Origin of the sequence: Alkalimonas amylolytica, assembly GCF_900107845.1 — a bacterium.
Lineage (GTDB): Bacteria > Pseudomonadota > Gammaproteobacteria > Enterobacterales > Alteromonadaceae > Alkalimonas > Alkalimonas amylolytica.
In genome coordinates this window covers 42,396-62,434 of record NZ_FNRM01000006.1, presented here as the reverse complement: position 1 = coordinate 62,434, position 20,039 = coordinate 42,396, and the positions used below count along the sequence as shown (strand labels likewise).

Annotated in this window: 17 protein-coding genes and 3 tRNA genes; 19 read left to right on the top strand and 1 reads right to left on the bottom strand. The window is 50.6% G+C overall.

Translation table 11 applies throughout. The features are described 5' to 3' along the window. Positions 1-20 precede the first annotated feature (20 nt). The 5 genes from BLW37_RS12235 (at position 21) to metH (ending at position 6,427) form a co-directional block, all read left to right on the top strand. Complete coding sequence (locus BLW37_RS12235; RefSeq protein WP_091343260.1) at positions 21-521, top strand: CinA family protein; 501 nt, start codon at positions 21-23, stop codon at positions 519-521. 54 nt (positions 522-575) lie between these two features. Further along, complete coding sequence (gene recA, locus BLW37_RS12230) at positions 576-1,622, top strand: recombinase RecA (RefSeq protein WP_091343258.1); 1,047 nt, start codon at positions 576-578, stop codon at positions 1,620-1,622. A 183-nt stretch (positions 1,623-1,805) separates the two neighbouring features. After that, positions 1,806-2,729, top strand: coding sequence for a homoserine O-succinyltransferase (locus BLW37_RS12225; RefSeq protein WP_091343257.1), 924 nt, complete (start codon positions 1,806-1,808; stop codon positions 2,727-2,729). A gap of 6 nt (positions 2,730-2,735) precedes the next feature. Continuing rightward, positions 2,736-3,803 (top strand): homocysteine S-methyltransferase family protein, encoded by a 1,068-nt coding sequence (locus BLW37_RS12220; RefSeq protein WP_091343255.1) that lies wholly within the window; start codon positions 2,736-2,738, stop codon positions 3,801-3,803. After that, positions 3,803-6,427, top strand: a complete 2,625-nt coding sequence (metH, locus tag BLW37_RS12215) for a methionine synthase (protein ID WP_091343253.1) — start codon at positions 3,803-3,805, stop codon at positions 6,425-6,427. Before BLW37_RS12220 ends, metH begins: the two co-directional genes overlap by 1 nt. A 10-nt stretch (positions 6,428-6,437) precedes the next feature. Here metH and BLW37_RS12210 read toward each other — a convergent pair whose 3' ends face one another. Beyond that, positions 6,438-7,226: a substrate-binding periplasmic protein gene (locus tag BLW37_RS12210; protein ID WP_091343251.1), complete on the bottom strand. Its 789-nt coding sequence runs from the start codon at positions 7,224-7,226 to the stop codon at positions 6,438-6,440. A gap of 103 nt (positions 7,227-7,329) precedes the next feature. Here BLW37_RS12210 and BLW37_RS12205 point away from each other — a divergent pair, with 103 nt between their 5' ends. From BLW37_RS12205 to BLW37_RS12140, 14 genes are all read left to right on the top strand, one after another. Then, positions 7,330-8,082 (top strand): substrate-binding periplasmic protein, encoded by a 753-nt coding sequence (locus BLW37_RS12205; RefSeq protein WP_245785724.1) that lies wholly within the window; start codon positions 7,330-7,332, stop codon positions 8,080-8,082. A 110-nt stretch (positions 8,083-8,192) separates the two neighbouring features. After that, positions 8,193-8,942: a DUF2189 domain-containing protein gene (locus tag BLW37_RS12200; protein WP_091343250.1), complete on the top strand. Its 750-nt coding sequence runs from the start codon at positions 8,193-8,195 to the stop codon at positions 8,940-8,942. Between the two features lie 3 nt (positions 8,943-8,945). Beyond that, a complete protein-coding gene (locus BLW37_RS12195; protein ID WP_091343248.1) occupies positions 8,946-9,392 on the top strand; it encodes a regulatory protein RecX in 447 nt (148 codons plus the stop codon). 9 nt (positions 9,393-9,401) lie between these two features. Then, positions 9,402-12,029, top strand: coding sequence for an alanine--tRNA ligase (gene alaS, locus BLW37_RS12190; protein ID WP_091343247.1), 2,628 nt, complete (start codon positions 9,402-9,404; stop codon positions 12,027-12,029). A gap of 251 nt (positions 12,030-12,280) precedes the next feature. Beyond that, complete coding sequence (csrA, locus tag BLW37_RS12185; protein WP_091343730.1) at positions 12,281-12,472, top strand: carbon storage regulator CsrA; 192 nt, start codon at positions 12,281-12,283, stop codon at positions 12,470-12,472. A gap of 149 nt (positions 12,473-12,621) precedes the next feature. Continuing rightward, a tRNA-Ser gene (locus BLW37_RS12180) sits at positions 12,622-12,711 on the top strand. Positions 12,712-12,724: 13 nt separating this feature from the next. After that, positions 12,725-12,801, top strand: a tRNA-Arg gene (locus BLW37_RS12175). Between the two features lie 36 nt (positions 12,802-12,837). After that, positions 12,838-12,914 (top strand) — tRNA-Arg (locus BLW37_RS12170). A 125-nt stretch (positions 12,915-13,039) separates the two neighbouring features. Continuing rightward, positions 13,040-14,359 (top strand): PqiA/YebS family transporter subunit, encoded by a 1,320-nt coding sequence (locus BLW37_RS12165; RefSeq protein ID WP_091343245.1) that lies wholly within the window; start codon positions 13,040-13,042, stop codon positions 14,357-14,359. Further along, positions 14,356-15,999, top strand: a complete 1,644-nt coding sequence (pqiB, locus tag BLW37_RS12160) for an intermembrane transport protein PqiB (RefSeq protein ID WP_091343243.1) — start codon at positions 14,356-14,358, stop codon at positions 15,997-15,999. Before BLW37_RS12165 ends, pqiB begins: the two co-directional genes overlap by 4 nt. Then, complete coding sequence (locus tag BLW37_RS12155; RefSeq protein ID WP_091343242.1) at positions 15,996-16,556, top strand: PqiC family protein; 561 nt, start codon at positions 15,996-15,998, stop codon at positions 16,554-16,556. The genes pqiB and BLW37_RS12155 overlap by 4 nt, the downstream gene beginning before the upstream one ends. A 277-nt stretch (positions 16,557-16,833) precedes the next feature. After that, a complete protein-coding gene (locus BLW37_RS12150) occupies positions 16,834-17,079 on the top strand; it encodes an OadG family protein (protein ID WP_091343240.1) in 246 nt (81 codons plus the stop codon). Positions 17,080-17,091: 12 nt separating this feature from the next. Further along, entirely contained in the window at positions 17,092-18,870 is a 1,779-nt protein-coding gene (oadA, locus tag BLW37_RS12145; protein WP_091343238.1) for a sodium-extruding oxaloacetate decarboxylase subunit alpha, read from the top strand. Positions 18,871-18,881: 11 nt separating this feature from the next. Continuing rightward, complete coding sequence (locus BLW37_RS12140) at positions 18,882-20,012, top strand: sodium ion-translocating decarboxylase subunit beta (protein ID WP_091343237.1); 1,131 nt, start codon at positions 18,882-18,884, stop codon at positions 20,010-20,012. Positions 20,013-20,039 lie beyond the last annotated feature (27 nt).

Here is a 20,039-nt window from a genome sequence, read left to right as displayed (position 1 = left end):
TTCCTTGCATCTGGATTGCTATGAGCACCACCACTGACACCTTGCAACTGGCTCAGACGTTGGGCCAGTTATTGATCGAGCAAAAGCTGATGGTGACGGCGGCGGAATCCTGTACCGGCGGTGGTTTAGCTTACAACCTAACCGCTGTTGCCGGTAGCTCTGCGTTTCTGGATCGCAGTTTTGTCACCTATAGTAACAAATCCAAACAGCAATTATTAGCCGTTGATGGTCAAACCCTGCTGCAGCACGGCGCGGTTAGTCTGCAAACGGTGCAGGAAATGGCGGCAGGTGCTGCCAAAGCGGCTGCAGCCGATTTGGCCATTGCCATTTCTGGCATTGCCGGGCCAGGAGGAGGATCGGAACACAAGCCAGTCGGTACGGTCTGCTTTGCTTTTTGGTTGTGCGGGCTTTGCACCAGCAATCAAGCGTTTTTTGCGGGCGACCGGGCAGAGATCCGCCAACAAGCCATTCATTTTGCGTTGCAGCAGAGCATCCGGCTGTTGACAGCATCGCCAAACTAAACTACTGTATGCTCATACAGCATTCAGCCGATTGATATTTTTTGGGAGTCATCAATGGACGACAATAAACAAAAAGCCCTGGCCGCCGCTTTAGGCCAAATTGAACGCCAGTTCGGTAAAGGTTCCATCATGCGCCTGGGTGATAGTACAGCGCTGGAAATTGACTCAGTTTCCACCGGCTCACTGGGTTTGGATATTGCGCTGGGCATCGGTGGTTTGCCTTATGGACGTATTGTCGAAATCTATGGTCCTGAATCATCCGGTAAAACCACGCTGACTTTGCAGGTTATTGCTGAAGCCCAGCGCGCTGGCAAAACCTGTGCTTTTATCGATGCGGAACACGCTTTGGATCCAATTTATGCCTCCAAGCTGGGTGTGGATGTCGATAACTTGCTAGTTTCTCAACCAGATACCGGCGAGCAAGCGTTGGAAATCTGCGACATGCTGGTACGTTCAGCTGCAGTTGATGTGGTGATTGTCGACTCTGTTGCGGCTTTAACGCCAAAAGCTGAAATTGAAGGCGATATGGGCGACAGCCATATGGGGTTGCAGGCGCGCTTGATGTCCCAAGCTTTGCGGAAATTGACTGCCAACATCAAACGGTCGAACACCCTGTGTATCTTCATCAACCAGATCCGGATGAAAATCGGTGTGATGTTCGGCAACCCGGAAACCACCACAGGTGGTAATGCGCTGAAGTTTTACGCCTCAGTACGGCTGGATATTCGTCGCATTGGCTCGGTGAAAGATGGTGATGAAATCATCGGCAACGAGACCCGAGTGAAAGTGGTGAAAAACAAAGTCGCGCCTCCCTTTAAGCAAGCTGAGTTTATCATTACCTATGGTCAGGGCATTAATAAGCAGGGTGAGCTGCTGGATCTGGGTGTGCAGGAAAAGCTGGTGGATAAATCCGGGGCTTGGTACGCTTATCAGGGCAACAAGGTAGGGCAGGGTAAAGCCAATGCGATGAAGTTTCTGCTGGATAACCCAGCTATTGCCAATGAAATTGAAGCCGAATTGCGCAGTCGTTTGCTGTTAAAGCCAGAAAAAATGAAAAAAGCTGCAGTAGAAATAACAGAAGAGTTGCCAGCAGAAGAGTAAGTGATTACTGCACTAAAAAATGCCAGCCTTCGAGCTGGCATTTTTTATGGATGAAGAATGCTGTGGATGCGGTTCGATAAAGCAATCACCCCTCTAGATTAGACGTCTATACGTTTAGAAGTTGACTTTCTGTTGGTTTTTTCGCACACTGCACCCATTGCTTTAAGTGGGTATGGAGTCGTTATGCCAATCAAAGTTGTCGATCAGTTGCCTGCGGTAGGCGCTTTGTCAGCCGAAAATGTGTTTGTCATGACCGAAAGCCGGGCTGCCAGCCAGGATATACGGCCGCAGCGTATTGCCATTTTGAATCTGATGCCCAACAAAATTACCACCGAAATCCAGCTGCTGCGCCTGCTTGCCAACTCGCCATTGCAGGTGGATGTGGAGCTGCTGCGTTTAGACGATCATGTTAGTAAACACACGCCGGAAAGCCATTTAAATTGCTTCTACCGTTACTTTTCTCAGGTCGCGGATCAAAATTACGATGGGCTGATTATCACTGGCGCGCCGCTCGGCCTGGTTGATTACGAAGATGTGACCTATTGGGACCAGCTGGAAGGGATCCTCAGCTGGGCCGATAATCATGTCACTTCAACCTTGTTTTTGTGCTGGGCGGCGCACGCAGCTTTGTATCACTACTATGGCTTGCAGCGTGAAATTCGTGGGGACAAGCTCTCCGGTGTTTATGCTCAACACCTCAAACAGCCTTTATGTCCCTTGGTACGTGGTTTTGATGATGAATTTAAAGTACCGCATTCCCGCTATGCCCAGGTCCCCAAGCAGCGCTTCTCTCAGCACGATGACTTGCATATACTGGCCGAATCCGATGTAACAGGTCCTTATTTGCTGCAGAACAGCAGTGGTAGCCGGGTTTTTGTCACCGGCCATCCTGAGTATGATGTCAATACCTTAGCGGATGAGTATCAACGTGATCTAGCCGCTGGTTTAAGCCCGAAGATCCCAGAGCATTATTTCCCGCAGGATGATCCCGGTCAGCCCCCTTTAAAGTTATGGCAAAGCCATGCCTTTTTGTTATTTAGCAACTGGTTAAACTATTATGTCTATCAGGCCACACCTTTTGATTTAGGTGCCATTGGCCGGAAGTGAGGTTTCATGAGCAAAGCACGATTGACCCCTGAGCAGCTGCGTGCCGTGTTAGCGCAGCGCATCCTGATCCTGGATGGCGCTATGGGTACCATGATCCAGGCCCATCAGTTGCAAGAAGCCGATTACCGCGGCAGCGAGTTTGCAAACTGGCCGTGCGATGTAAAAGGCAACAACGATTTGCTGGTACTAAGCCAGCCAGACATTATTTGTGCTATTCACCGTCAGTATCTGCTGGCCGGCGCTGATATTGTTGAAACCAACAGCTTTAATGCCACCACCATCGCCATGGCCGATTACCAGATGGAAGCATTATCAGCCCGTATTAATCGGGAGGCCGCCAGACTGGCACGTCAGGCCTGTGATGAGATAACTCAGCAAACACCGAAGCGGCCCCGTTATGTTGCTGGGGTGCTAGGCCCGACCAATCGCACGGCATCGATTTCACCCGATGTGAACGACCCTGGTTATCGCAATGTCACCTTCGATGAACTGGTCACTGCCTACAAAGAATCGACCCATGCTTTGATTGAAGGTGGGGCCGATATCATTATGCTTGAAACCATCTTTGATACTTTAAATGCCAAAGCCGCTGCTTTTGCGGTACTGGAGGTGTTTGATGAGCTGGGGTTCGAACTACCAGTGATGATTTCAGGCACTATCACCGATGCATCTGGTCGTACCCTGTCGGGTCAGACCACAGAGGCCTTTTACCATTCACTGGCCCATGTGAAACCGGTCTGTTTTGGCCTGAATTGCGCCTTGGGTCCGGATTTACTTCGGCCTTATGTTGAGGCTTTGTCGACGGTTTCTGAAGCTTTTGTCTCGGTACATCCGAACGCCGGTTTGCCGAATGAATTTGGTGAGTACGATTTAGGTGCTGAAGAGATGGCAGCAGAAATTGCCGATTGGGCACGACAAGGCTTTGTTAATATTGTTGGTGGTTGCTGTGGTACTACGCCAGAGCATATCCGCACTATTGCCGAAGCGGTCGCAGGCGTTTCGCCTCGTCAGCCAAAACCTGTCAGTCATCAGTTTAACCTGGCTGGCTTAGAAGCTTTTTCTCCGGAGTGGTAATGCAGCAACAGGCACGATTTATCAATATCGGTGAGCGCACCAATGTCACCGGTTCAGCGCGTTTTAAGAAGCTAATTTTAAATGGCGATTATGAAACGGCGCTGGATGTGGCCAGGCAACAGGTAGAAAACGGCGCTCAGATCATCGATATTAACATGGATGAAGCCATGCTGGACAGCAAGGCTGCGATGGTGCGTTACCTCAGTTTGCTGGCAGGTGAACCCGACATCTGTCGTGTACCCATTATGGTGGACTCGTCCAAGTGGGACATTATTGAGGCGGCACTTAAATGCATTCAGGGTAAAGCCATCGTTAACTCCATCTCACTCAAAGAAGGGGAAGCCCCCTTTTTAGAGCAAGCCAGACGCATTCGCCGTTACGGGGCTGCGGCTGTGGTGATGGCCTTTGATGAGGTAGGGCAGGCCGATACCAAAGCGCGCAAAGTGGAGATTTGCCAGCGAGCCTACCGTTTGCTGGTGGATACCGTGGGCTTTCCGCCTGAAGACATCATTTTTGACCCCAATATTTTTGCGGTCGCTACCGGTATTGAAGAACACAACAATTATGCTGTGGATTTCATTGAAGCTTGCCGTGACATCAAGCAGCTGTGCCCGTACGCCAAGATCTCCGGCGGGGTGTCGAATATTTCTTTCTCGTTTCGTGGCAATGATCCGGTGCGTGAAGCCATGCACTCGGTGTTTTTGTACCATGCCATTGCTGCAGGCATGGACATGGGCATTGTCAATGCTGGCCAATTGGCGGTGTACGATGATATCCCTGACTTGCTGCGCGAGCGGGTAGAAGATGTCATCTTAAACCGGCGCGAGGATGCCACCGAGCGCTTGCTGGAGATAGCGCCGGAATTTAAAGGCGATGGCAGTGTGGCAGAAAAGCAGGACGATGCCTGGCGCAGTCTACCGGTCACCAAGCGGCTGGAGCATGCGCTGGTGAAGGGTATTACCGACTTTATTGAGCAGGATACCGAAGAGGCTCGCCAGCAAGCAGACAAGCCGCTGCATGTGATCGAAGGCCCATTGATGGATGGCATGAATGTGGTGGGCGATTTGTTTGGTGAGGGCAAAATGTTTTTGCCACAGGTGGTGAAATCCGCCCGGGTGATGAAAAAAGCCGTTGCTTATTTGCAGCCTTACATCGAAGCGGAAAAATCCGGTGGCCGTGCCCAGGGGAAAATTTTGCTGGCCACGGTTAAAGGGGATGTGCACGACATCGGCAAGAACATTGTGGGTGTGGTGCTGCAGTGCAACAACTTCGAGGTGATCGATTTGGGCGTGATGGTGCCTTGCGCCAAACTGTTGCAGGTAGCCAAAGATGAAAATGTCGATGTGATTGGTTTATCTGGCCTCATCACACCGTCACTGGATGAAATGGTGCATGTGGCCAAAGAAATGACGCGGCTTGGTTTTGAGCTGCCGCTGCTTATTGGCGGTGCTACCACTTCGAAAGTGCATACGGCCGTTAAGATAGAGCCGCATTATGAACATGGGGTGGTGTATGTGCCCAATGCGTCGCGCAGTGTTTCTGTAGTGCAATCCTTGATCAGTGACAGCAGTAAAGCCGACTATCTGGCGCGTATTCAACAGGAGTACGTCACTGTGCGTGAACAACATCAGCGTAGTCGTCCCGGTCAGACAATGCTGAGTTTAGCGCAAGCCCGGGCCAATAAAGTTCAGCTGGATCTAAGCAAGGTAGCACCGGCACCGAAACAGCCCGGAGTCCATCTCTGGGCTGATGTGGATTTACAGCAACTGCGTGATTACATCGATTGGACACCATTTTTTATGACCTGGCAGCTGTCAGGTAAATACCCGGCCATTTTAAATCATCCGGAAGTGGGGATTGAAGCACGCAAGTTATTGGCTGATGCCAATGCCATGCTTGATCAAATGATTGGTACCAAACGTATTCAGGGCAAGGCGGTGTTTGGGCTGTTTCCGGCCAACAGTGATGGTGATGACATCATTGTGTATACGGATGAAAGCCGAAACACAGAACGTTGTCGTCTGCATCAGTTGCGGCAGCAGTTGCAATTACGCAACAACATAGCCAACAGTTGTTTGAGTGACTTTATTGCTCCTGTTGGCAGTGGTGTCGCCGATTACATCGGTGCTTTTGCGGTCAGTACCGGCTTTGGTGCCGATGAGTTTGCCGCTGAATTTGCCGCGGCGCATGATGATTACAACAGTATTTTGGTGAAAGCGCTGGCAGATCGCTTAGCCGAGGCGCTAGCCGAGTATTTACACCTTAAAGTTCGCCGTGAGTACTGGGGGTATGCTGCCGATGAGCAACTGGAGAACGAGCAGTTGATTCGTGAACTCTATCAAGGTATTCGGCCTGCACCTGGTTACCCGGCATGTCCCGAACACACTGAAAAAGGCACTCTGTGGCAGTTGCTGGATGTGGAAGCAAAAACCGGTATGCAGTTGACCGAAAGCTATGCCATGTGGCCAGGCGCTGCCGTCAGTGGCTGGTATCTGGCGCATCCGGACAGCAAGTACTTTGCTGTTAGTAAAATTGGCCGCGACCAATTAGCCGATTACGCCAGCCGTAAAGGCTGGAGTGAACAAGAAGCTGAAACCTGGTTGGCTCCCAATCTGAATGATTAAGTGACAGCGATCAGAAAATTGCGGCAGGGGCAGGCAACGGCAGTTCGGGCAGATGCCTGGCCCTGATCTGCTGCAGTACGCCTTGTTGGTATAGTCGTTGCCAGGCTTCATCAAGCTGAACGGCCATTTCGTCAGAGATGGTATGGCGGCTAAAACCGAAATAGACCGGGTTTTGATACACTACCAATAATTGCTGGTAACTGCGGTGCTCCATTTGGCCGGTTTGCTGCCAATAGTACAGTGTGCTTTGATCTTCCAGCACGGCATCCACTCTGCCTGAATCGAGTAGCGCCAGCTTGTCTTCATGGCTGCGAATTTCTACTAAGGTGGGGCCAAAGTCAGTTCGAGCGCTCAATTGTTCAAATGCCTCGCCATAATAGGCACCATTTAAGATGGCCACTAAAAACTCTTTGGACCAGGATGCCAGTTGCTCCAGCTTTTGAAGCGCAGGCAAGCGCTGTGGATCGCCAATTAGAACCACAGTCTCCAGATGATGTGGCCCAATAAAAAGAAAATCCTGCTGTCGTTGTTCAGAAAACGAAAGATGACTGAGCATATCCAGCTGCCCTTGAGTAATCAGTTGCAGTGAGCGGCGCCAGGGAGATTGCAGTATGGTTAGCTCACAGCCTGCTTCTTTTGCCAGCACTTGGGCAAGCTCAATCGATAAGCCCTGCCAGTCGTTACCGCCGGGGATCAGATGAGGCGGGAAATAGCTGTCTGCGCCCATGCGCAATTGACAACTATGGGCTGAGAAAGACAGTAAACACGCGAGTAAGGTGCTGGTTATTACTTTGTGCATCCGGATTTTGCCACGTTAATTTGCTTATTAAAGATAAGCTGCAATGCTTTTAAACACAATTTCTGACTATACTAATATCATCGTTATCCGAAGAGCTGATGCAATGCGATACCTGCTTGGGATTGTATTATTACTTTTTAGTTTATCTGCCCTAGCTGAACGTACCCTGACATTTCTGGTAGGTATGGACAAACCGCCCTATATTCAGCTGCAAGATGCTACCGGATTTGAGCTGGAGTTACTGCGAGAGGTGAGTAAGAACATGGGGTATGAGGCCGTTTTTTTGCACGTGCCCAATGCCCGTATTCGTTATTTGCTGGAGCAAGGGCATGGCGATGTTGCCACTTTGCAACCAGCTCCTGATCATCCATCCGAATTGTTTTACAGCCAGCCTTATGTTCGGTATCAGAATGCAGTCATTACCTTGCGTGAAAGAGAGCTCGTTATTCAGCATGCCCAGGACATGCAGCGCCTAAATGTGGTGGCGTTTCAAAACGCCAAAATTGTCCTTGGGCCTGAGTTTGGCGAAATGGCGCTAAACTCAAGCCGCTATCAGGAAACCACCAATCAAAAAACCCAGGTGGATATGTTGTTGGCTGGACGGATTGATGCGGCGGTGATGGATATTAATATTTTCCATTACTTCCGTCGGGTCAGTGATGATTCACAACCCATCCAGTTACACACCTTATTTCCACCCAGCGATTACCGGGCCGCTTTTCGTGAGCAGGGGCTGCAGCTCAGCTTTGATAAGGCACTGCAACAGTTGATCGCCCAGCCAGTTTACCCACGAATGCAACTGGAATTTTTTGGTTCCGTCAATCAATACCAATCCGGTGTTTTGAACACCCAATAACCCTGGTTTTTCCACACTATCCCCTGACGTTAGCGCTTTTTTCCAGTATCATAGCGACCATTGATAAGCCTAAAGATATTTTCAGGCATAATGGCTGGTGAGGAGACTTCGTGCAGCATTCCGGTTCCGTGTTTGAATTGATTCGTCGTCGTCCAGTGTTGTCCGCACTATTCTGGGTAAAACAGGCCTGGCAGCTGTTCCAAAAAGCGCCTTGGCTATGGATCCAGTTACTGTCTTTTGTGCTGCTCTTGAATTTACTCGGGTCGATGAACCCGGTGTTATTTATGGTCACCCTGTTTTTGAATCCCTTTATTACCGCCGGGCTCTACAGTGTGATTATGGCGGTGCAGCGGGGGGAGACTGCCAGTTTTGGCAGGTTATTTCAACCGCTGAACGAGTCTCAGTTCCGACCACTTTTTTTGCAGTTGGCGGCCTTGAATTTGTTGCTGGCAATTCCACTGAGTTTACTGGGTGAGCATCTGACACAGCAATTGGCGGCGGAGCAACTGGATTTTAGCCTGGTTATGTTGTTTGTGTTTTGTACCGCCATGGTCTGGATGATGTTTAGCTATGCGGTGGCCATTTTGTATTTTTTACCCGAAAAGCGACTGCTACCAGCATTGATGGGAAGTCTGGTAGCCTGTTGGCGCAACTTGCTGCCATTGCTCCTGTTTGGCGTGATCGCGCTGGCACTCTGTTTGGCGACGGTACCCACCATGTTGCTGGGAATGATTCTGGTGCTGCCTTTACTGAGCATTGCTTTCTTTATTTCCTTTCAGGATATTTTCGATGTTGATCCTGGACAAGCTGGTCCTTCAGATCCGCAGAACAGGCCTGATCCGGATGTGTTGGAAGTCTGAGGTATGAACCTCAATGAGTTAAAGAAGTCCGCACTGCAGTTGCTGGCAAGACGTGAGTACAGCACGCAACAGTTGCAACAGCGTTTGCAGACCAAGACAACAGATGACCAGTTGGTTCAGCAAGTGATAGTATGGTGTCAGGCTGAGAACTATCAAAGCGATACCCGTTTTGTCGAGATGCTGCTGCGTTCGCGCCTTGGTAAGGGCTATGGACCGCTTTACATTCAGCAGGAGTGTCGGCGTCATGGTATATGCATGACTTTGTTGCAACAGCAACTGGCCCAGTTGGAGCCTGACTGGCTTGAGCTGGCGCAGAGTATCTACTTGAAAAAATACGGTGGCACTGCCATTACCAGTGCTAGCGAGCGCGCCAAGCGACAGCGCTACTTGCAGCAACGGGGGTTTTACCCGGAAGATTGCAGCGCTGCCCTAAAAAACATCAGAAGTTAGGAAATCATCATGAGCATGACATCGTCCGCTATCCGGAATGCTTTTCTGGATTATTTTGCCAGTAAAGGGCATCAAATTGTGCCGAGCGCTTCCCTGATCCCCGGCAATGATGCCACCTTGTTGTTTACCAATGCTGGTATGGTACCTTTCAAGGATGTATTCCTGGGACAGGACCCACGCTCCTACAGCCGGGCTACATCTGCGCAGCGCTGTGTCCGAGCTGGTGGTAAGCACAACGATTTGGAGAATGTCGGCTATACCGCTCGTCATCATACCTTTTTTGAAATGTTGGGTAATTTCAGCTTTGGTGATTATTTCAAACAAGAAGCCATCGTCTATGCCTGGGAATTTTTAACCAAAGAATTGTGCTTGCCAGCAGAAAAGCTTTTGGTCACTGTCTATGCTAGCGATGACGAGGCTTTTGATATCTGGACTAAACAGATTGGTGTGGCGCCGGAGAAAGTGATTCGTATTGGCGATAATAAAGGTGCACCTTACGCTTCGGACAATTTCTGGGCTATGGGAGATACAGGACCGTGTGGTCCTTGTACCGAAGTCTTTTACGATCATGGCGAACACATCTGGGGTGGACCGCCGGGTAGCCCGGAAGAAGATGGTGATCGGTTTATCGAGATCTGGAACATCGTCTTCATGCAGTTTAATCGCCACGCCGATGGTCGGATGGAGCCTTTGCCAAAACCAAGTGTTGATACCGGCATGGGCTTAGAGCGGATCGCGGCTATTTTACAAGGTGTGCACAGTAATTATGAAATCGATACCTTCCAGGCCTTGATTGCAGCAGCTGCTGAGGTGACCGGTGCAAAAGATTTAAGTAATAAGTCGCTACGAGTGATTGCCGATCATATTCGCAGTTGTGCCTTTTTAATGGTCGATGGCGTACAGCCATCAAACGAAGGCCGGGGCTATGTGCTGCGCCGTATTATCCGCAGGGCCGTGCGACATGGCCATCAACTGGGTGCCGTCGGGGCCTTTTTCCATAAGTTGGTACCAGCCCTGGTGGTTCAGATGGGAGAGGCTTACCCTGAGCTTGCTGCTAAACAGGCCGTGATTGAAAAGTTGCTGCGGATTGAAGAAGAGCAGTTTGGCAAAACTTTGCAACGCGGCCTGAGCATGCTGCAGGAAGCCTTGCAACAACTGGATGGTAAGATATTGCCTGGTGATCTGGTGTTTAAACTGTACGACACCTATGGTTTTCCGGTTGATTTAACCAACGATGTGGCTCGTGAGCAAGGCTTTACCGTCGATCAAGCTGGTTTTGATGCGGAAATGGCCCAGCAGCGGCAACGTGCGCAGCAAGCCAGCCAGTTTGGTATGGATTACAATGCTCAACTCAGCAGCAAGCAAGTCACTGACTTTACCGGCTATCAGCATGTGCATGGCAACGCTAAAGTGCAGGAAATTCTGCGCGATGGCAAGGCTTGTCAGCAGCTGAACGATGGTGAAGAAGCGCTGGTTATTCTGAATCAAACACCTTTTTATGCCGAATCCGGTGGTCAGATTGGCGATACCGGCAGTTTAACCCTGGCTGATGGCAGCGTATTCCGTGTGACTGATACCATCAAATTAGGTAAAGCCCATGCCCATAAAGGCAAGCTTAAGGGGCAATTGATGGTTGGGGCTGAGGTACAGGCACAGATTGATGAAGCTCGCCGTCAGGCCATACGCCAAAACCATTCCGCTACCCACCTGGTGCATGCAGCCCTGCGCGCGGTTCTTGGGGAGCATGTCACCCAAAAGGGCTCTTTGGTTGGACCGGATCGTTTTCGCTTTGACTTTTCGCATTACGAAGCCATCAGTGCTACTCAACTGCAGGCGGTGGAAGTGCTAGTGAACCAACATATTCAGGCTAACCATCCGGTGCAGACCGAGCTGATGAATCTGGAAGCCGCCAAAGCTGCCGGCGCTATGGCGCTGTTTGGTGAAAAGTACGACGACGATGTGCGGGTACTGACCATGAGCCCATTCTCGGTTGAGCTCTGTGGCGGTACTCATGTGAACAGTACCGGTGATATCGGTCTGTTTAAGATTGTGTCGGAAGGTGGCATTGCTGCCGGGGTGCGCCGTATTGAGGCGATGACTGGCATGCAGGCCCTGTCTTGGCTGCATCAATTGGAGCAACAAGCACAAGGGGTGGCCACTGCAGTAAAAGGCGATCTGTTCTCAATTGCTGAGCGAGTGCAACAAAGTCTGGAGCGCAGCCGACAATTGGAAAAAGACTTGGATCAGCTTAAGCAAAAGCTGGCCAGTCAGGCTGGTAGCTCCCTGCTAGAACAGGTGCAGTTGATTGCTGGCAGCAAGGTACTGATTACTGAATTGCCGCAAGTAGAAGCCAAAGCTTTGCGCACTATGTTGGATGAGCTGAAAAACAAACTGGGCTCCGGTGTCTTGCTGTTGGCAACGGTCAATGAAGGCAAGATCAGCCTGATTGCGGGTGTCACTCAGGATCTGACGGCCAAGGTGCATGCTGGTAAGTTAGTAGGCTGGGCCGCTGAACAGCTGGGTGGTAAAGGTGGTGGGCGACCTGACATGGCTCAGGCTGGTGGCATCAATACCGACGCGCTGCCTTCTGTCTTGCAGCAGGCTGCGGCATTGGTAGAGCAGCAACTCTCTGCTTAAGGTTGATCCAGAGCGGCTGGCACGGAGTATGTAAAATATTCTGTTGCCAGCAGCGTTAATTTACATCATAGCTGCAGCATTTTTGCTACACTGATTTGGAGTGCCGGAAAGATAAGCCGTAACTGTGGTTAAATTTTGTCGTAAACCCTATGGTTGCTTTTCTTTCCGTCGTCAGCTGAGTTATGATAGAGCACTTTTTCAGGATGCCAGTAGCAGAACTGGACCGAAAACAAGGAAATAGGAGCAAACGAATGCTTATTCTTACACGACGGGTTGGTGAGACGCTGATGATTGGTGATGAAGTTACCGTTACAGTCTTAGGTGTGAAAGGAAATCAGGTACGCATTGGCGTGAACGCACCAAAAGAAGTCTCCGTGCACCGTGAAGAGATTTACATGCGGATCCAGGCGGAGAAATCGCCAGAAGACGATGGCAATGCCTGACTATGATTGGAGCGCTACGTTGAAAGATAGCGCTTAAAACGTCTGTCAGTGGATGGATTGTTTAAAAGGTCGGCAAACAAGCTTACCTTACCGAAAAATTGTTTGACTTATTTTCCTGAGACTTTAATATACACGCCGCAACACAGCGCGGAGAAATGGCCGAGTGGCTGAAGGCGCACCCCTGCTAAGGGTGTATAGGGGAAACTCTATCGAGGGTTCGAATCCCTCTTTCTCCGCCATTTTTATCGAATTGGACGCGTAGCTCAGCTGGATAGAGTACTCGGCTACGAACCGAGCGGTCGGAGGTTCGAATCCTCCCGCGTCCGCCATTCGATACAAACTGTGTGCAGTAACAAAGCTTTAAAGGACGCGTAGCTCAGCTGGATAGAGTACTCGGCTACGAACCGAGCGGTCGGAGGTTCGAATCCTCCCGCGTCCGCCATATACGAAGAAACCCGCTAAGGTGCAAACCAAAGCGGGTTTTGTCGTTTTCGCCTGGCGACTCTGATTTGCATCCTTACCAGCCGCATGCTATTAGATCCTCTCTAAGTGAAGGATCTCAATGCTATGGCAAGCGTCCACTATCAATTGACTGCACAAGGCGAACTGCAGCCGTCCGATGCTGACGGAGAGTTGGTGCTGTGCCGCTACTGCGACCTGCTACAGCATTTACCTGAGCTGAAACCTGGTGAGGAAGCGCATTGCAGTCAGTGTGGTCATCTGTTGGATAGTCGCCACCCCCAGCCTGTACTTCGGCCCGTGTTATTTGCCTGTAGCGCTCTTTTTATGTTGGTGCTGGCCAACTTGTTCCCTTTTATCAGCATGTATGCTGCAGGTAGTCAGCAGCAAATGAGCTTTCTGGATACCTCGTCGGTGCTTTTTGCAGTGCACCATCCAGCCTTGGCAGTACTGGTTTGGTTGTTTATACAGGCGATACCAGCCTTTTGCATGGCAGCAGTGATTTATTTAAAACTAGGCATGCTCTGGCCTTTGCCGGCCCGCATGTGGGTGGCCCGGGTGCTCTTTATGCTTAAACCCTGGAGTATGGTAGATATCTTTCTGATCGGTTTGTTGGTCAGTTTCGTGAAGCTTGCAAGTCATGGTGATTTGGCTTTAGGTCTGAGCTTTTGGGCATTCTGTTTGTTTTGCCTGTTGCATTTACGAACCTTTCAGGTGATTGATCGACGGGAAATGTGGTCTCGCATTGCACCAAATCCTAAGCCTTCATTCATAGCCTTGCCTGGGCATGCTGGCTTGAGTCAGCAATTGAAGGTTTGTGGTTGCTGTACTGCTCTGGTTCCGCTCCATGTAACACATTGCAATCGCTGTGGTGATCGGGTGCATCGGCGTATTCCAGCCAGCATTCAGAAAACTCTGGCTCTCACCACCGCAGCAGCCATCCTGTATGTACCCGCCAATATTTATCCCATCATGGTGACTGTTTCTATGGGGCAAGAAACTCAGTCGAACATTCTGGGTGGGATCCGCCTGCTGTGGCAGGAGGGTGCTTATCCGGTCGCGGTTATTATTGCTCTTGCCAGTGTAGTGATTCCGGTGCTGAAAATTTTGGTGCTGTACGGATTGTGTTATCTTGTGATGCAGCCCCAAACTTACCGGCAAAATTTATCCACCCTGATTTTTCGCTGGGTGGACTGGATAGGCCGCTGGTCTATGGTGGATGTGCTGGTGGTAGCTATCCTGGCTGCCCTGGTACGTTTTGATTTGTTGATGAGTGTTTATCCCGGACCTGCAGCCGTCACTTTTGCGGCTGTGGTCATTCTCACCATGTTAGCGGCGCTTAGCTTTGATCCCCGCTTGCTGTGGGATAGCACGATCAATCCTGAAGATGTCGAAGCAATACATACAATGACGGAGCAGACTTCGTGACAACACCCGTACAACGTCAGGCCAGCATTCAACCGATTAAGCAGTGGTCACCCATCTGGATAGTGCCCTTGGCTGCGATTGGTATAGGGATTTGGATGTTGTATTACAGCTATCAGAATCAAGGCCCGATGGTGATCTTGATTGCCCCCCATGCTGAAGGCATCGTTGCTGGAAAAACCCCAGTAAAAAGTCGCAGTGTCGATGTGGGACAGGTAGTATCCGTCGATTTAACCGCTGATTTGAAGCAAGTTGAAATTAAAGTCCGGATGCGACCAGATACAGAGCCTTTGCTGAATGCCGAGTCGCAGTTTTGGGTGGTTCGACCACAAGTCAGCCGTTCTGGTATCACCGGGCTGAATACCTTGTTATCGGGGGCTTATATTGAACTGCAACCAGGCGATTCAGATCGTACTGTCTTACATCATAACTTGCTGGAGATCCCTCCGGTGGCCTCAGCAGAAGCCGCGGGGATCCGGATCCGCTTGCGCAGTGAAGACACCGGTGTGCTATCGGTAGGCGATCCTGTGTTGTATCGAGGTTATGAAGTTGGCACGGTCGAACAAAGCCTGTTCGATATGCGCGCACGGCAGATGCTGTACCAACTGTTTATCCGCGCCCCTTACGACACCTTAGTGACCGACAATGTGCGTTTCTGGCAGGCCAGTGGAGTCAGTTTTGAATTAACGCCGGATGGTGTGCGGGTGGATGTCGCTTCGATTGCCAGTTTGATCAGTGGTGGGGTCAGCTTTGATGTCCTTGAGGGATGGCCTGCTGGTGAGCAGGTCTCTTCGGACACTGAATTTGCTTTGTTTCCAAACAGAAACAGTATTCACGAAGGCATGTACAGTCAGTATGTTGAGTATTTGTTATTTTTCGAAGAGTCGGTACGGGGTTTGAAAGCTGGAGCACCAGTAGAGTACAGAGGCGTTCGGGTAGGGACTGTGGTCAGTGTGCCATTTTTCTTTTCCATGTCGCATCCGCTGGAAACCTCCTTTGACAGAGGTGTACCAGTGCTGATCCGTATTGAAACCGGCCGTTTGTATGAAAACATCAGCACTGAGCAAGTAAAAGAACAATTAGCAAGGGGCGCAGAACAAGGTCTTAGGGGTATTCTAAAAACCAGTAGCTTGTTAACCGGTGGCTTGTACATTGATTTAGATATGGTGGATGAACCGGATTTACCCTGGCAGGCGATGGAGTATGCAGGTTATGCAGTGCTACCGACAGCTCGCGGTGGCTTGAGTAACATAGAGCAAAAGGTATTGATGGCGCTGGAAAAAATGATCCAACTGCCGGTAGAGCCTTTGCTGCAGGAAGGCACCCGCACTCTGGCACAGGCAACTACGGTAATGGCGGAAATGGAGCAGGTGATGCAGCAGTTGGAGGGCTATCTTGCGCAGCCAGCGCTGCAGCAGGCACCAGAACAGCTGAGTCAAAGTCTGCAGCAACTGGAGCAATTATTGCAGGCATTTGGCCCTGAGTCGCAGACCCATCAGCGCCTTAACAACAACTTACAGCAGTTTGAGCAATTGCAACGCGATTTGCAGCCGTTATTGCAAACACTAAACCAGCGCAGCAATGCCCTTATCTTTCAGGCAACCCCTGCAGCAGATCCAGAACCAAGGAGAGCCCGACCATGAGACCACTGCTCTGTGCCGGATTTTTGCTATTGATCATGGCGTGCTCACAGCAAAGCGTGCAGATTCAGTACTACCAATTCCCCTATCCGGAGGTATCACCAAAAGCTGAAGCAGCAACACACCCTGAACGGGTACTGGTGTTGCAGGGCATTCAACTGGCACCTTTCCTGCAGCAACGTGGTATCGCATTTCAGCAGAGTGAGACAGAGCTGACGGTTGCCAGGCAGCATGTGTGGGCCGATGATCTTGCTACCCAGCTCAGCCGGCACTTGCGGTTAAATCTGGATGTCCAGAACGCAGGCTGGCAGGTGCAGCAACAACCGGATAAAGCCGCTGTTCAATTGCACATTCAGTTGGACAGGATGCTGGGCACTGCCGATGGTTACGCGCTGCTAAGTGGCGAGTATCGGTTATCACGACAGCAGCACAGCCAGCGTCAACGATTTCTTATTCAGAAACCGTTGCAAGGCGATGGCTATCCGGCTCTGGTGCAGGCTATGGCTGAAGGCTGGCAACAACTGAGTCACGATATTATCCAGCAGCTGGAAGCCTTTTAATTCACTGCAGGAAATAAATGAATTGTTTTGCATAAAAATGACAAAAATCAGCTTACTTTTGCAGTAAAAGGCCTTAAAGTTTATTTGGATGTCTGGACGTGAAAGTGTTTATACGTTTGCAGATTCATGCTATCTATAGCTGTTATCACAGGACTGAATTGTCGGTTCGAAGCAGAATCCGGATAATGAAGCTTTCGGCAACAAATTATTGCAGATGAAACTGTTGCGTTAGATTGCGTTGTAAATGACGACAGTTAGGTATCGGTAAGGGGGAAATATGGCGGTCAGCACTATGCTGCAACAAGCAGCGGAACTTATGGCTATCGGGATGGTGACGGTCTTTGTCTTCCTGACTGTGCTGGTGATAATTATTCAGCTGATGAGTTTAAGTATACGGCGCTTTTTCCCAACCAAAAAGACAACGGCAACCACAGTTGAAGTGGTGGAGTCGGATACGATTTCTCCCCGGGTAGTGGCTGCAATCACTGCAGCCATTCATCAACATCGGCAGCAACAAAACTAGAAGAGGACTGTTATGAGTAAGCCATTGTTATTAACTGAGCTGGTACTCAGAGATGCCCATCAATCCCTGTTGGCCACCCGGATGCGCCTGGAAGATATGTTACCTATAGCCGAAAAGTTGGATAAGATCGGTTACTGGTCGATGGAATCCTGGGGTGGTGCCACCTTTGATGCGTGTATCCGTTATTTGGGCGAAGATCCCTGGCATCGTATCAGGGCGTTGAAAAAGGCCATGCCCAATACCAAGCAACAGATGTTGCTACGAGGGCAAAATTTGCTGGGCTACCGACATTATGCCGATGATGTGGTGGAAGCCTTCGTAGATAGAGCGGTCGAGAATGGGGTGGATGTGTTCCGGATCTTTGATGCCATGAATGATATCCGTAACTTGCAAACGGCCATTCAGGCTGCGGTCAAAGCCAACGCCCATGCTCAGGGCACCATGTCTTATACTGTCAGCCCGGTGCATACCATTGATATGTGGGTGGATATGGCGATCCAGCTCGAAGATATGGGCTGTCACTCCATCTGCATCAAAGACATGGCGGGTTTGCTCAAGCCATATGTAGCCGAAGAGCTGATTACCCGTATCAAAGAGGCGGTAAAAATTCCCCTGGCGATGCAATGTCATGCTACTACCGGGCTCAGTACTGCTACCTACCAGAAAGCCATTGATGCCGGCATCGATATGCTGGATACCGCGATTTCATCGATGAGTATGACCTATGGTCACAGCGCAACAGAAACCATGGTTGCCATTACAGAAGGCACCGAGCGCGATACCGGGCTGGATTTGGTGTTGCTAGCGGAAATCGCCGCTTATTTCCGTGAGGTGCGGAAGAAGTACGCCAAATTTGAAGGCTCGCTAAAAGGCGTTGACGCCCGCATTTTGTTGGCACAGGTACCGGGCGGGATGCTGACCAATATGGAAAGCCAGCTCAAAGAGCAAGATGCACTGGATAAACTGGATACGGTACTGAAAGAAATTCCAAAAGTCCGTGAAGATTTAGGCTTTATTCCGTTGGTAACACCCACCTCGCAGATTGTCGGTACTCAGGCGGTACTAAATGTATTGACCGGCGAACGCTACAAAACCATCACCAAAGAAACTGCTGGCGTGTTAAAAGGCGAGTACGGTGCGACGCCAGCCGAGGTGGATGCCGAACTGCAGAAACGGGTACTGGAGGGAGCCGACGCCATCACCTGCCGCCCCGCCGATTTACTCGAACCAGAGATGGAGCGGCTAAGCAAAGAGCTGCAGGAGATCGCCAAAAAAGAAAGCATCAGTCTGGCCGATGCCAAGGTCGATGATGTCTTGACTTATGCGCTGTTCCCCCAGGTTGGTTTGAAATTCCTGAAAAACCGCAACAACCCGGCTGCCTTTGAGCCAGTGCCAGAGGCGCCATCTGAAGCTACGGGCAATGCAAGCACCACGGTTACGGTTGCCGGCGGCGTTGCAGCTTATAGCGTGCGGGTGGATGGCAAGGTATATGAGGTGGAAGTAGCACCGAGCGGAGAGCTCAGCAGCATTAAACCGGTAGTGGAAGAAAACATTCCGGGCCGGGCTTCGGTCACTGGCAGCGGTACCTTAACGGCACCTTTGGCTGGCAATATCTGGAAAGTGGTGACCAAAGAAGGCGCTCAGGTGAAAAAGGGTGATGTGGTGATCATTATGGAGGCCATGAAAATGGAAACCGAAGTGCGCGCTGCGGTGGATGGAAGTATTCAAAAGATCCATGTCAGTGCTGGTGATGCGGTCAGCAATGGCGATGTTTTGATCACCTACGCCTAAAGGATGCTTTGATGGACGCTTTTCAAACCTTGTTGCAATCGACCGGTGTGCTGAACTTCACTGCCGGTCAGGTGGTGATGCTGTTGGTGGGCATTGGCTTATTGTATCTGGCAATTGCCAAGAACTTTGAACCCCTGTTGTTGCTGCCGATTGGCTTTGGTGCTGTGCTGACCAATGTGCCCCTGGCAGGCATGGGCGAAGTCGGTGGCTTTCTGCATATGTTTTATGAAGTGGGCGTGGGCACGGGCTTATTTCCCTTGCTCATTTTCCTTGGCGTAGGCGCTATGACAGATTTCGGGGCCCTTATCGCTTACCCGCGAATGCTGTTTTTAGGCGCAGCGGCACAGTTTGGCATTTTTGCGACCCTACTGGGTGCCATTGCGCTGAACTGGGTTCCGGGCATGAGTTTTACCTTTCGCGAGGCGGCAGCCATTGCCATTATTGGTGGTGCTGATGGCCCTACCGCGATTTTCCTGGCCTCGCAGCTGGCACCAGAGCTGTTGGGTGCTATTGCCGTGGCGGCCTATTCGTACATGGCTTTGGTGCCAATGATCCAGCCACCCATTATGAAAGCGCTCACCAGCCAGAAAGAGCGCGAGATTCAGATGACGCAGCTGCGCACTGTCAGTAAAAAGGAAAAGATACTGTTTCCACTGATTTTATTGATGCTGACCATCTTATTCTTGCCTACCGCAGCACCGTTAATCGGGATGTTGTGCCTTGGCAACCTAATGCGCGAAGCTGGTGTGGTGGACAGGCTTAGTAAGACAGCGCAAAACGAGCTGATTAACATCGTCACCATTTTCCTGGGGCTGGCGGTAGGCTCAAGATTAAGCGCCGAGCACTTCCTGACCACGCAAACGCTGGGCATTTTGATTCTGGGCTTGGTGGCCTTTGCTATTGGTACCGGCTCCGGCGTTATCATGGCGAAAGTTATGAACAAGCTGTCGAAAGAGCCGATCAATCCACTGGTTGGCGCGGCTGGGGTTTCGGCGGTGCCAATGGCCGCGCGGGTCGTGAATAAAGTCGGTTTGCAAGCCAATCCACATAACTTTCTGCTGATGCATGCGATGGGCCCGAATGTCGCTGGTGTGATTGGATCGGCGGTCGCTGCGGGTATTTTGCTGGCTTTGGTAGGTTAAAAGCCCGAAAGCTCCAACAGGAGTACG